Source organism: Moorena sp. SIO3E8 (genome assembly GCF_010692445.1).
Taxonomy (GTDB): Bacteria; Cyanobacteriota; Cyanobacteriia; order Cyanobacteriales; family Coleofasciculaceae; genus Moorena; species Moorena bouillonii.
Genome location: NZ_JAAHHM010000043.1, coordinates 1 through 13,730, shown reverse-complemented (window position 1 = coordinate 13,730; position 13,730 = coordinate 1). Strand labels below are relative to the sequence as shown.

At 41.7% G+C, this 13,730-nt stretch carries 13 protein-coding genes; 2 read left to right on the top strand and 11 right to left on the bottom strand.

Translation table 11 applies throughout. The features are described 5' to 3' along the window. Positions 1-163: 163 nt before the first annotated feature. The 3 genes from F6K46_RS19075 to F6K46_RS19065 form a co-directional block, all read right to left on the bottom strand. Positions 164-1,096, bottom strand: coding sequence for a glycosyltransferase family 2 protein (locus F6K46_RS19075; RefSeq protein ID WP_293058475.1), 933 nt, complete (start codon positions 1,094-1,096; stop codon positions 164-166). A gap of 188 nt (positions 1,097-1,284) precedes the next feature. After that, positions 1,285-2,310 (bottom strand): glycosyltransferase family 2 protein, encoded by a 1,026-nt coding sequence (locus tag F6K46_RS19070; protein ID WP_070394547.1) that lies wholly within the window; start codon positions 2,308-2,310, stop codon positions 1,285-1,287. Between the two features lie 144 nt (positions 2,311-2,454). Beyond that, positions 2,455-3,348 (bottom strand): class I SAM-dependent methyltransferase, encoded by an 894-nt coding sequence (locus F6K46_RS19065; RefSeq protein WP_293058472.1) that lies wholly within the window; start codon positions 3,346-3,348, stop codon positions 2,455-2,457. A gap of 69 nt (positions 3,349-3,417) precedes the next feature. Between F6K46_RS19065 and F6K46_RS19060 the strand changes: the two genes are divergently transcribed. Beyond that, the gene (locus F6K46_RS19060; RefSeq protein WP_293058469.1) at positions 3,418-3,618 is read left to right on the top strand and encodes a hypothetical protein; all 201 of its coding nucleotides are present in this window, start codon (positions 3,418-3,420) and stop codon (positions 3,616-3,618) included. On the opposite strand, the gene F6K46_RS19055 is transcribed toward F6K46_RS19060, so the two are convergent. Continuing rightward, on the bottom strand, positions 3,595-4,716 hold the full coding sequence (locus F6K46_RS19055) for a glycosyltransferase family 4 protein (RefSeq protein ID WP_293058466.1): 1,122 nt from the start codon (positions 4,714-4,716) through the stop codon (positions 3,595-3,597). The genes F6K46_RS19060 and F6K46_RS19055 overlap by 24 nt on opposite strands. Positions 4,717-4,866: 150 nt before the next feature. Between F6K46_RS19055 and F6K46_RS19050 the strand changes: the two genes are divergently transcribed. Next, on the top strand, positions 4,867-4,995 hold the full coding sequence (locus F6K46_RS19050; RefSeq protein ID WP_267876355.1) for a hypothetical protein: 129 nt from the start codon (positions 4,867-4,869) through the stop codon (positions 4,993-4,995). A gap of 22 nt (positions 4,996-5,017) precedes the next feature. Here the strand turns inward: F6K46_RS19050 and F6K46_RS19045 are convergent, their stop codons facing one another. The 7 genes from F6K46_RS19045 to F6K46_RS19015 form a co-directional block, all read right to left on the bottom strand. Continuing rightward, complete coding sequence (locus F6K46_RS19045; protein WP_293058453.1) at positions 5,018-6,892, bottom strand: nuclease-related domain-containing DEAD/DEAH box helicase; 1,875 nt, start codon at positions 6,890-6,892, stop codon at positions 5,018-5,020. A 240-nt stretch (positions 6,893-7,132) separates the two neighbouring features. After that, positions 7,133-7,696: a beta-1,6-N-acetylglucosaminyltransferase gene (locus F6K46_RS19040; protein WP_293058450.1), complete on the bottom strand. Its 564-nt coding sequence runs from the start codon at positions 7,694-7,696 to the stop codon at positions 7,133-7,135. Positions 7,697-7,711: 15 nt separating this feature from the next. Then, positions 7,712-8,113 (bottom strand): beta-1,6-N-acetylglucosaminyltransferase, encoded by a 402-nt coding sequence (locus F6K46_RS19035; protein WP_070394552.1) that lies wholly within the window; start codon positions 8,111-8,113, stop codon positions 7,712-7,714. Positions 8,114-8,248: 135 nt separating this feature from the next. Further along, entirely contained in the window at positions 8,249-9,265 is a 1,017-nt protein-coding gene (locus F6K46_RS19030) for a glycosyltransferase family 2 protein (RefSeq protein WP_070394553.1), read from the bottom strand. Between the two features lie 42 nt (positions 9,266-9,307). Next, positions 9,308-10,216, bottom strand: coding sequence for an alpha-1,2-fucosyltransferase (locus F6K46_RS19025; protein ID WP_293058444.1), 909 nt, complete (start codon positions 10,214-10,216; stop codon positions 9,308-9,310). A gap of 81 nt (positions 10,217-10,297) precedes the next feature. Further along, positions 10,298-12,169 carry a heterocyst formation ABC transporter subunit HepA gene (gene hepA, locus F6K46_RS19020; RefSeq protein WP_293058442.1) on the bottom strand — a complete coding sequence of 624 codons (1,872 nt, stop codon included), beginning with the start codon at positions 12,167-12,169 and terminating at the stop codon, positions 10,298-10,300. A gap of 61 nt (positions 12,170-12,230) precedes the next feature. Beyond that, positions 12,231-13,199: a GDP-mannose 4,6-dehydratase gene (locus F6K46_RS19015; RefSeq protein ID WP_293058440.1), complete on the bottom strand. Its 969-nt coding sequence runs from the start codon at positions 13,197-13,199 to the stop codon at positions 12,231-12,233. Positions 13,200-13,730 lie beyond the last annotated feature (531 nt).

Here is a 13,730-nt window from a genome sequence, read left to right as displayed (position 1 = left end):
GATTTAGTAATTATTATGAATTAGTTATTATAGCGTTTATTAGTAAGCGTGAAATACATTTAAATTTTATTTCTTGCTCCCTGCTCCCTGCTCCCTGTTCCCTGCTCCCTGCTCCCTAAAACTAAGAGATTATTCACCTAACACCCTTCAACCATTCCTTTTGCTAGCCTAAGCACTTTTTCCAGCTCAACCAACCCTGCCAACGTCCACGCAAAGAAGCAAGCCACTTTTGTCCTGCTAAAAGTCCTTCCTTGGGGAAAGACCGCAAACATTGTAGGAAACCGGGTTTAATTTGTGTTCCCACCAATGTTGACCAAACTATAAATATAATCCGTTGTAGAACAGGAAAGTAATCTAACAAAACTATAGTTTCATTATGTGCCGCATTAATCAGGGCAGTATCGCTAAAAACTATGCCTCGCTGATCCTCATCAAAACGCTGTGCTGGATAGTGGTCTACTGCTACCCCTGGGTTATAAATTAGCTTCCAACCTGCTTTTCTTAGGGCTAGACTAAAGGCCAGATCATTATGGACTTGAGCTCCTTTCCCTCGTAGACGCTCATCAAAGCGCAAGCCCGATATAGCAGTCCGTCGATAGCTCATGTTAGCTCCTTTCAGGACATCCACCTCCCGAGGTAAACCTACCCCCAGGTGATGATTACCAATCACCCGTCCATACCATTGCACTCGACCCACTCGTTCTCTAGCGCCATTTTCCAGGTAGTTACCCAGATGTACCCAATCCCGTCCACCGACACCTCCGATCCGGTGATCTGACAGAAAGTGAGTTTCAATATCAGCTAACCAATTGCCACGGGGAGCAGCATCATCATCGGTAATAGCAATAATATCTCCCTGTGCTCTATCAAGACCTGCGTTGAGAGCAGCCACTTGCCCGGGAATAATTAATTTCACAGGACGCATGGGTAAAACCTCAGGGTTGAATGCTTCAAGAAATGCCCAAGTTTCAGCATCAGTATCCCGTACAATCACCAAGACCTCATCCGCTGGTCGAGTTTGCTTCTCCAGCGCCTCTAAACAGCGTTCTAGGTCTTTTGAACGGCGATAGGTGGGGACTATAACAGTGATTCTCATTTATTCTACTGTTGAGTTAGATTGAACGCGATTGCGTGGCCTTTTGGCCAAGGTTAGACGGTTGAAGGTTGGAAAGTTGAAGGTTGGAAGGTTAAAGGTTGTTTGTCAGAATGCAGAATGGTGAATGCAGAATGCAGAATGTAAAATTCTAAATTCTCAATTCTAAATTCTCAATTCTAAACAGATTACTATCCCGCTGTTTGAGACCGTAAATAACTCTGTAGAGTACTTAACCAACCTTTCACCATACCTTTCAACCGTAATTCCATAGAAATTGTCCATTCAAAGACAGCACGAAAACCCAATCTCGATAGGAACATGCGAAATCGCAAAGCTGGTGAATCTCCTAACTCTTTCAATAGAGCAATCAGCTCGGCGCGTTCTACATCATTGAATAGTGGACGATAACAGTATGCTGTGTGTCTTAAAGCCAGTTTACGACGCTGGTTTTCAATCACCTTTGTATCCCAACCCCGTCGCTTAAAACCAGGCAATATACTGTCTTCAAAAACCCGAATACATCCTTGTAATTCAATATTTTTACGCTTAGGACGTAGATTTTTAGCATCAGTCCAAACGCGATAACGCGCTAATATCTCATTGGCATAAACGTTGCCATAACCCGCATCTGCCATTCTGACCCACATGTTATAGTCCTGTGTAAAATCGGGACTATCTTCATAAAACCTAACTGCTGGCAACGCTTCAGCCCGAAACATAGCGATATTTGCAGCTACTTTTACGCCAAAAACTGCGGCTCGTAGTGAGTCGTCTGCGCTCTGAAACTCGTGCTGTCTTGCAATACGTCGCACATCTCGATTGTTACTGCGTTCATCAATTTCCTGCACAGCACTATGGGCATAACCCGCCTCTGGATGGTTCTCTAGCAGGGGTAGTAACGTTTCTACATAGTTGGGTAACAGGGCATCATCTGAATCCAAACGAACAATAAATTCAGTGTTTGGCTGTTTCAAAACCCAATTGTTGTTAGCCGCCATACCTAGGTTTTTAGGCTGCCGATAGTACCGTACTTGAGAAAACTGCTGGCATAGTTGTGCCATCACCTCAGGGGTTTCATCAGTGCTAGCGTCGTCTGACACCCAAACTTCCACATTGGGATAGGTTTGACCACAGGCGCTACCCACTGACTCCCATAAGTACTGGGCTTGATTATAGGTAGGGATGCAAATAGCAACTGGTTTCATGTCCTGCATCAGGAGTAGTTCCTTTATACGAAAGTTATGTTAAAATAAAATAACCGTAAAAACTGTTTAATTTTCGTTCGTCAAGAGTGCTATTTTTTTATTCAACAGCAACAAATAGCGATCCGGTTAGTTTCCAAAAAAGGCTCGTTCGGGTTATTTATTGACCAAAAAATTTTTAACAAATTGTTTCAATAGTCCTGATTTACCAGACAAATATTCTACTATCACCTTTTTATCTTGCCAGAGAATAAAATAATCCCTTAAAGACCACTTATCGACCTTGGTAAATTCCATAGGCTTAAAGACTGAACCATACCAAGTAAGCACCATGCCCTTTTTCAAAAACATGAAGGGACTTTGACCTTTAAATTTTCGATTTGACTCTAAATGAGTTGGGTGTCTAGCGGTAACATCACCATAAGCATCGGTGATCAGTGCAATGCCTTCTGTTTTTAACATGGAGCGTATATTAGCAATGGCGATCCATGGCTCAGTAAGGTGTTCGAGAACATCGAAAGAAATCACAACATCGTACTGATTATCCAAACAGGCTTCATAGGTGGGAATCAGGTTGATGCCATTGTCTAACAAGCCATAATGTTTAAATCGCTTGGTGACAAAATCATAGATTTTACTGCCTGGGAAGTCGCAGTAATCAACGTGACAACCATTCATCGCTAAGTACAGAGAGTCATTGCCTGTACCATCACCTAGTAACAAAATTTTTAAATCACCAGTTATCTTCCCTTTCTGTGAGGCATACTGCTGAATCCTTTCTAGGCTTATTTCTATCAATTGCTTTCGTCCAGGTCTAGCCCAAAAAACCATTGTTTCAAATATGAAGCCATACCCATTTTTATAAAGATCCTCCATCTTGGAATCATACTGGTGAGGGGTAACTCCAAAGTTTTGGGCATCTTGACACACATTCCAGCCTAGTTGCAGCGCTTCCTGCCAGACTCGATGGTTTACCTCGTCTCTCAGCAGCTCGGTAAAGGTACTAATTTCATCAACAATAGGTTCGAGCTCAGTGGGAATTTTAGACATAACTAGTTATAGCGTTTGTATTTGAGTTGTGAACACACTCCCTGAGGCAAGAGCCAAGAGGCAAGAGGCATGCATGCAAGATGGGAAACCGAACCAGAGTTTTATTGGACAGTAAACAGTCAACAGTCAACAGTCAACAAAAACCGATTAATTACAATAGGGATCCGTGTAGGAATTGTGATAATTTTTATTCCCAGATCCGCTATTCCCTATTCCCTGTTCCCTTTGGAAAACATTAAATTTAGACTACTTGATCAGTTCTTCAAATAAATCCACATAGCTTTGTGCCATCTTTTCCCAACTGTATTGGGCGGCTATCATTGGTGCAGCTTGGCTCATCTGTTTCCTTTTTTCAGGATTAGTAGCCAGAAGGCTTAACTCCTTTGCCAAAGCCTGGGTATCGTTGGGGTCAGACAAGACCACTCCGCAGGCTGGGGTAACTAATTCAGCCCCCCCGGCTGTGCTGGCGGTAATGACTGGCAAGCCAGAAGCCATTGCTTCTAGGAGCACTAGTGTGCAGGCTTCATAGCGGGATGGAAAGACAAATAAATCTACCGCTCGCATGATCTGTGGTAGGTCACGTCGGTACCCGAGAAAATGTACCCGTTCACTCACATTTAGCGTTGCAGCTAGCTGAGGATAAGGACTACCTTCTGTGATGCCAGCAACAGCTAGGTGTAATTCAGGCACTTGGACTAAGGCGTGCAGAATTGTATCCAAGTTCTTCCGAGGTGTTCGGATGTCTCCAGCAAAAAATGCTAAAGGCACTCCCTCAGGAAGACCCAATTGTTTGCGGTCAGCGACACCGGGAGAAAATTCTTGTAAGTCAACACCATTGACAATCACCCGAATGGATTCAGGGGGTACACCAATGTCTACTAATTCTTTCTTGACCTTTCCGGAAACTGCAACTACTACTTTTGCCTGACGGAAGGATTTTTTTTCCCAATGGGCATTCAAGGTTGTAACTAGCCGCTGGTAAAGACCATACAAATCCCGACGTAGCCGAGAGGTATGGGCAGGCGATCGCAACCAAGAACTGTGGACAAAATGTACGGCATTCACATCTGATCCAACTCTGGTAATGGACCCGTTAACCTTTACTAAGTCCAGCTGACTACGGTGTTGATTTAACCAATTGCCACTCCGCCAGGAAAAGACTAGATGACGAATTAGTGCTGTTGGCCACCTTTTAACTGGAATTAAAATCCAGTTTACCTGATTACTCTGCTGGAGTTCTGGGGCGACATTACTGGCTAATAAGGTGACCTGATGACCGCGACGAATGGCTTCTTTGGCAACTTCATAGTTGACTCGACCTTGGCCATCATTTTTCATGACTTTGTGGGTAACGATACAGAGTTTCATGAGTAGCTATCCTGTTAAAATTATCGAAAACTCTGACTAGTGCATCCTTGGCAGAAGTCTTTAATACTAAATCCGGTTCTCATACCCCTTTTGGTGAGAAATCCTTAAGACTACATCATCCTTAACCACCAGTATGAGTTAAAAACCTTTGTGAATACCGCGTTTTGCTGGGATACTCCGGTTGAGAGAAAGGCACGACAGCCGTTAGAACAGGCGTTAATTCAGGGATGGAAATTACTTTTTAACAAAGAGTATGGAAATGGTGGGGTCAGCCATTAGGATAATTTGTTCTAGGAAAATCTCAGCTTACAATATCTAAGTGATCGCATTCTTGCAAGCCTTTCAATAACTTAAACTGACCCGACCCAAACAAATGCAGGATATCTTGAGCGCGAGTCATTGAAACGTAAAGTTCCCGTCTAGCCTCGGCTTCATCTTTCACGCCAAACTGCTGCACCCACCCAAACTGCTGCACCCACAGAAGAATCACGGCTTTGAACTCCAGACCGAGGGAAGACTTGGCGGTAATCAGTCTTACTCCTGGATGATGGATGCTGTAATTCTCCTTGTTTTTATTGTCTTTACAGACCCAATAGTAGCCCAAGCCCGATTCTAACTGTTGAGTCAGAAAGCTAAACGGTTCCTTTTCGTAGTCTGTCAAATACCGATAGATGATAGCGATGTCTTGGGGTTGGTAACCTTGACTGGTGAGTTGCTGAATTTGTGCGATCGCATTTTCAACTTCTGCCATTCGACTCTCACACAGATACAGAGTTGGACGTTTGCCCTGGCGGAGTGCAGCAGAGGGTTTAACAACGGGAAAGGTTTCTTCTCCATCTTCTTTAATCGAGAATGACTTAACTAAATCCCAAGCGGCGGATAAGATTTCTTTGGTGCTTCGATAGTTGTCCTTGAGTTTCTTAACTCTGCCCTTTGCCTTGATTCCGACTGACTTCCAGGTGAACTTTTGGCGTTTGTAGATACTTTGACTTTTATCCGAAACGATAAGCAAGTCACCATTATCTGGGTCTTTGAGTGCCTCTTTGCAACACCTAAACCAATTGGGATAGAAGGTGTGAGCTTCATCAACAAGTACAGCATCCCATTTTTCTTCTGTGGGAATATCAGATAGGGCTTCCACAAGGAGATCAGCTAACACCTCGTTATATTCTTCTTCTGAGTTGTAATCTTTGAAATTGGGTAATCGGCCCATGATGGATTTAGCCCAAGCGTGGAAGTGTATAACTCGAATCCGTTCTTGATATAGGGGATTGTTTTCTTCTTCGATAAGCGATCGCAAGTAGGCTGCTAATGTTTTGTGGAAGCACAGAATCAGGACTCTTTTGTTGAAGTTTTCCCCAGCGAGATACTTGGCGCGACTAAGTAAGATTATAGTTTTGCCTGACCCCACTACGCCACAGAACAATCGATGACCATGGCCAAGAGAACGAGCCAACTTTTCCTGTTTATTGTCCAGAGTTTTGATTACAGTTGCATCGGGTTTGAGGGTAAATCCAGAGGGCACACTTTTAATTGTTGCAGGTTCTTTATTGACAACAATTTCAGGATGAATGACACCCTTGATAGTGCTAATTTGGTCATCTTCCAAACCCATAAACTTAAACCGAACAGTGAACATATCCTCTAATCGCTTCATCAAAGCCCGTTCACCGATACCATCCCATTCGAGCAATTCATCTTTGTAGACAACTTGAGGCTTCTCCAGAATTGAGTAGATGTTTTCATTTCTGGCTTTGGCTTCAGAGATATTAGTCATTATCGCCCCGAATCCAATGGGAAAGGCTAACTTTCCTTGATAGTCCTCCTCATCTTGACAGAGAATTGAGTAACTTTTGAGTTTATTAAGCAATGTATCCCGATAACCCTTGCCCTGTCTCAATGGGGATTGTTGAGTTTCAATCCGTCCATTCATTCGTTTAATTTTAAATTTTTGATCACTTGCCCATAGAATTTGGCTAGCTTTCCAACCTTTCACCTCCAGGATTAATAGTCCCAATGTCGGTCCGAGAATGATGAAATCGGGGTAGAGTTTGTTTATGTTGGGTTCATACCATACATGACAATCATCGGGGAGTTCATCTCTGAGGATTTTGAAGAGTCGCTTTTCTCCACTGCTTGCTTTTGAGGGGATTGCATCTGGAACGATTAATGCCATTGACAGATTCCTTGGAATTTATGTTTCTATTACCAACCTAGATAATGAATTGCCAGAGGTAAAAAGTTAAGATATGGATTTTATCAGATATCTGCTTTATAAATTATACTAAATCTGGTTATCATACCCCTTTTATTTTCATGGCCTATATTATTGACGATGGAACTGGATTTGGTCAATTTTTATAAAGGGTTTGTGAGAATCGTATTTGGTATAAATACCTGATCTAGCCATCCTAATTTAAACCTTATAAACATCAGAATTACTATAGCTATATTCTTGCCTATTCTCCCGATCTTCCCCAAGATGTTTGTCAAGCATATCGAGAACTTTGGCATCTACTTTGTCATCGAACTTGCGGGCAAAGTGCTTACCAGAGGTAATCATTGACTCAAAATCTTGGACACCCATGATGGCTGGATAGGGAGGAGTCCAAGAGATATAACGTTTGTTATCATTGACTATTTTTAGCATGGACTGGTTGAGCAGGATGCTTTGGATGAAAGACTCATCTGGTACGAGTGTGTTTCGATCGTGTTGTACAAATGCTGGGTTACGCTCAACAAATTGATGGATATATTGAATACAGCGATAGGAGAGTGTGTGCCACTGAGAACCCGCGTAGCACTTAAACTCTGGGGTGAAAGGTGTTGAAACGCAACGGATTGCTATTCTGGCACCAAACTTACCAGCCCTGATCCGGACTAGGGGCTGCCAATTGACTATACGATCTAGTTTATATAGTATAGTCTTTAGACTAGCTGGCAGCTTATAGTAGAGAAAAAAATAGCGCTCTATGCCCAAATCTTTGCCCCAGTGTCAAGCCGTTTCTGGTGGTTCTTGTACCGGAAAATATTCCAGAAATCCGTCATATTCGGTGTTCTTCAAAAACTGCTCGATTTGGCTGATTGGCTGAAGGGGATAGTCTTGACCAGAGAGGAAGATTAACCAGTCAAATGTGACAGAATTATCTATTAACCAGTTGATGCAGCGAAGTTCCATTTCCACCATGGAAAAATCTCCCCACCCAACTGGAACATAGTCTTCCAGGATGTGAACATTGTTGATCTGCTCAAAAGAAGTTGGGCTAAGGCTCGACTTAGATTGATCATGGTGAATTAAGACCTGGGACTCAGGGTTACCAGTCTTAAGTTTCTTGACTAGTCTGACAATGTGGTCTGGATTGCTATGAGAAGCAATTAGGTAAAGGATTTTAGTCATGATTGACTCTTAGGTTTGTTGTATAGCAGTATACATGCCTCAAATGCTTCTAACTATCCTAGGGAGGAAGAACTTCTTTTACGTTTTCTGGTGTCGAAATATTCAGCTTAATTCCTGAAATTATTAATGTAATTTTTAATGTACTTTTGTCTGTCGGATACTTTCTCCTCTCCAAGATATCTCGAAAGGATTTGCTAATTGTTGAGGTATAACGCTGAGCATGAGAGCTGCTACAGTTCGCAGACTAAAATTTTGACTCAAGGCACGAAAAAGATAGGGGCGTGCTTCTGCTACCCGTCCATGCCGTATCAGCCCAATAGCCATAGTTGTGTTGGCTTGTGCTAATTTCTGGGTAAAGTAACTCCGATGCTTTTGTAATTGAGGATCTGCTAAAAAGTGTTCGTAGCAAAAAATACCGGATTTGCCTTTGCGAATCTGAGCCTTGGCGTTTCCACTCCCACTGATATGGGTTTCAGATAACTCATGCACGCGGTATCGAGTCAGTCTTTCTGGATAGTAGTACGCGCCATCACCACTGCGGCAAGCTAAATAGGTTAGGTAGTAATCCCAATAGACCCCCACTGACAACAGTTCATCCCAATTAACCTTGTCCCTGCGAATCACAGCAGAGGATGCAGGAGACACTGATCGGTCTACTAGTCCGATAGTACAGAACGGCTGGTATACCTCTGCTTTAAGTTGGTCACGTTTCCAAAGCCGGGTATGTGCTTCAGTAGTTGCATCATTAATTACGCCATCTGCGTCTATAATATAATGGTCGCAAAAAGCTACAACTACATTTGGATTCGCTTCTAGGGGAGGAACTAACTTTTCTAAAAAGTCTGGATTCCACAGGTCATCGTCATTGAGGCTCGCTACATATTTTCCCTGAGCTTGTTTAAATGCGCCAGCAACATTGGGACCATTTCCTAGATTCTTTGAGTTCCGACGGAATCGGATCCGAGCATCTTGAAAGGACTCAATCATAGCTTGCGGATTCTCAGGGCTACAATCGTCAGAAACAATAATTTCAAGATTTTTGTAGGTCTGTTGGAGTACGCTTTCAATTGCTTGCTTGAGGTAGCTCAAGCGGTTATAGGTGGGGATGATAACACTGACTAGCGGCTCTTGCCCTTCTTGATGGTTTGACATATCCTTGTTATCTTGCCTCTGGTTATAATAAGGAATTAATTACTATGCAAATGAAACTGGAGCGACATCTAGTGGCACATCATAAATTTGAAAACTCTCTAACGATATGTCAGCCTTGGGATCCTCAATCCAGTACAAAGGTACCCGTCCATAAAAACCAGCCCACATGTTATAGGTACTTGGGGGACCTATGATATAGTCACACTGAGCAAGTGAGTACATATCTTCTACAATGTGGTTGTTGGCAAAAGCAAAATCTAATTTTGAGAATTTATCTCTGTCCTGGGGCACATTTGAACATATTAAAAAGTTCACTTTTTTTCCTGGAAAAAGACGTTCTGTTTTTTTCATTAAGTTCACATAATCATCAGTGCTGTAGAGATATTTTGCTCCTAGCAATTTTTTATAATCTCCCTGTCTAATGTGAACACCAACCAGAATATCACAGGAATTTTTGAGGTTGGTTACGAGTTTGTTGATATTTTCAGTATGTTGTTTTAGTGGCGTAAAAAACTTTCTGATTGTGTCTGAATACTTCAAAAATAAAACAGGATTTCTAAACCAAAATCCATGAATAAATACCAATTGATTGTTTTTGAAATACTTAGCAAAGTTATCATCAAAAATTACTCCGCTGTGTACTCCAGTATCTCTTAAGATTTTTAGATTAGCAAACTGGAAATCTGTAGCATCTTTAACCAATAATCGGGTTGAATGATAAACAACTCTATGAAAATTTCTTTTCAGTTTAAGGCTATTGCCTTTAAGAACTGATTTTTGAGCAGGGTATCGACAAAAAAAATCGTTATGGGTTCCCTCAAAAAAAACTGCATATTCATCAAAAGCAGGATTTATAAATTTGAGGTTGTATTCCATTGCAAAAGCCATAAAATTGGCAAATAGCATCATTCTATTGCCTAATTGACCTGTTTTTCTAACAATTATGAACATGTTAATACTCCGATAATATTGACAAGCAATTAATTATAGTTACTACTAATTGTTAATAGTGACAATCACTACGATATAGTCTCAATTTTTTTGACCAACTTCATGCTGCATTTTGTGATATTTCCAAAGTTTACCGCGCTTTTCGAGTAACTCTTCATACCTTCCTTGCTCTACAATTCGCCCCTGTTCGAGAACGACTACTTTATCAGCTTTGGAAATGGTCGATAAGCGATGGGCAATGGTAATTACTGTCCGTCCTACAGAAAGTTTTTCTAAGGACTCCTGAATCAGGCGCTCAGACACAGAATCTAGGGCACTAGTTGCCTCATCTAAGATCAGAATCTCTGGTGCTCGCAGTAAAGCACGAGCAATTGCTAACCGTTGACGTTGACCTCCAGATAATCGAACTCCGCGATCACCCAGTTGCGTGTCAAAACCTTCAGGCAAATCTAGGATGAAGTCTAATGCATTGGCAAGTTTTGCGGCTTCTCGAATTGCTTCGTCATCTGCCTGTTCTGAACCATAAGCAATGTTATTGCGAACAGAGGTGTTGAAAATAAATGTATCCTGACTGACAATAGCTAGCTGACGACGCACAGAGTTGATGTCAAACTCTTGTAAGTCAGTGCCATCAATGATAACTTTACCTGCCGTTGGGTCATAAAATCGAGGAATTAAGTCAGCAAGGGTAGTTTTACCTGAACCAGAAGCACCGACCAGGGCTGTTGTTTCTCCCTTGTTGATAGTTAAGGTAATATCGTGCAGTACTAGGTTAGAGGGATCGTAACCAAAATCCACGGAACCAAACTCAATGGCTCGCTGCAATCCGGAAAATTCCACGTTACCATTCTGCAAGTATGGTTTGTTGTCAGTTCTCAGCAGCTCTTTAATGTTATTCATTGGTCCGGTGAATTCCCCCAGACGGCCTCTGGCATTATTAATCAGACGTATAATCGGGATCAGACGAAACAAAACAAACAAGAAGGTCAGTAATGAAGCTGCCTGCATCTGTCCATTAGGAACGAAGATGGTAAAGGCTACAATAATCATGCCGATCAGAATTGTGGTGGCTACGCTTTCCGCAATCGGTTCTATGGCAAACCCAAATGAAGCAGATTTGATAGTGATGTTTGCAACGTTTTCGCTAGCGTTATAGAATCGTCTACGCTCAAAGTCCTGACTCGCAAATGCCTTAACTGTGCGAATGCCATTGATAAACTCTACAGCAACTGAGGTAAAGTTACTGCCTGCCTTGGAAACATCAAAACTTGTCTCTCGTACCCTTTTAACCAAGTTAGAAAGACCAACACTCATGAGGCTAAAGAGCATTAATGAGGCAATGGAAAGTTGCCAAGACAGCAAGAACATTGATGTGACATAGACAACTAGAAGAGAAACTCTAGTTAACATAACAGCTGTCACATCAAAAGCTTGATTAATTTTTTCTAGTTCGGTGGTTAGACTGTAAACTAGCGCTCCAGAACGGCTATGAGAAAAGTAACCCAAACTCAGCCGTTGAAGTTGCTCAAATAGCTTCTTGCGCAGCCTATCTAACAAATTCATCTGAGTTATCATGCTGTACCTGCGCCCACCAAACATAAAGGCTGAACGCAACCAGGTTGTGATCAGAATTAGAGCAGATATCCGGTAAATTCTCTCATTAAACGGTCTATTTACTCCAAGCAACCACATATCGATCCAGTTAATTCCTGTCTGGATTGGGGTAGCATTAGGGTCGGTAATACTTTGTAAAAAATTGAGGATGAACCCTAATCCAAACCCTTCAAATAGTGAGGCAAGTATCGTTAAAGTAATCGCAAAAAAAGCAGCTTGTTTAATAAATTTAAATTCCCTTAATATGAAGTGCTTGTCTTGCCACAATTTAGTTGATTTTGTAAACCTGATAACAGAATCAATAAGCTTGATTTCAGCAATCTTATATAGAATACTCACTGGCTTGATTTAGACCTATTATGCTATTAGGATTGTTATTTAGGCTAAGTTTTTTAAATTTTTAGCTAAAAAAACTAAGATCACTCTCCACCATTTCCGCGACAATATCAGGAAATTTATTTTTACTCTTCCAATTCAGCTCATCCCGAATTTTCCAGCTATCTCCACAAAGGGGCACTGCTTCTGTCGGACGATAAAACCTCTGATCAACTTCCACAAAATCTTGATAATCAAGACCCACGTGACTAAACGCACAATCTACTAATTCACGAACCGAGTGATTCACTCCGGAAGCAATTACATAATTCTCTGGAGAATGGTTTTGCAGCATCAGCCACATGGCATAGACATAATCCGGAGCATATCCCCAGTCCCTGAGAGCATCTAGATTTCCTAGATAAAGCTTATTTTCCAACCCCAGCTTGATCTTGGCGACAGTAGAGGTAATTTTGCGAGTGACAAACTTAAAGTCACGCCTTGGGGATTCATGATTGTAAAGAATACCGGTACAAGCAAAAATACCATACTGGTTACGATAGTTTTGCACCAGATGATGACTTGCCAGCTTGGAAATACCATACACAGACCGGGGATTAAAAGGAGTCAGCTCATTTTGAGGGGCATGGAACACCCTGCCAAACATTTCAGAAGAACCAGCAAAAAAGAAACGACACTCCGGTACCACTTCCTTAATTGATGCCAGTAAATGGTGGGTTCCATTAAAATTACTGGTTAAGATAGACGATTCATCATCAAAGGAATAACTAACAAAACTCGATGCAGCTAAGTGATAACACTCGTCGGGTTTAATCTTGGCAATAACCTTATAGAGTGACAAGTGATTCTCTAAAGACGCAACATGTAAAACAACGTTGTCTTTGATAGTCCTGAGATTAGACAGCTTACCTGCTGGGTCTTCAACCGCTGGTCTCCTCACAATTCCATGAACTTCATAACCTTTGCTTAGCAAAAGCTCTGCAAGGTAAGATCCATCTTGTCCAGAAATCCCTGTAATTAGTGCTTTTTTCATTTTTCCCAGTGCGTTAGTTATGAGTACTATGTGCGTCAGTACTAAAGACTGAGTGGGTAACAGTGAGCTAGTTAGCAATTACCAATTACTAACTCACGCTAATTTAGCCCTTTTGGCGCTATTTCATATCGGTAAAACTCAATTCCATAGCTGAAATCAGTATCTTCTTCAAAGTTAAGCCGCCAACTCGGTTATTGACGGTAATTACACTGATTTCAGCCTTTGATTTATCACGATAAACCGGGTATGATATTGGTGCGTAAATCCTGGTTATAAGACAGTGCGTTCGCGTAGCGTATCCTACGGATAATCGCTTATTTTATGCAACGCTAATCCATCAACAACGTCTTATACTAGTCTGTTAATAGGTAATGGATAAGGGTAATTGCGCTCTCCTCGTAGTGGGGTGCATGTCAGTTTTGTTAATCCCTGATTCAGATCCCCCATTATCCCCCTTAATAAGGGGGACTTTTCCATCTAATTCCCCCCTTTTTTAAGGGGGGTTAGGGGGGATCTATGTACCTAATTACA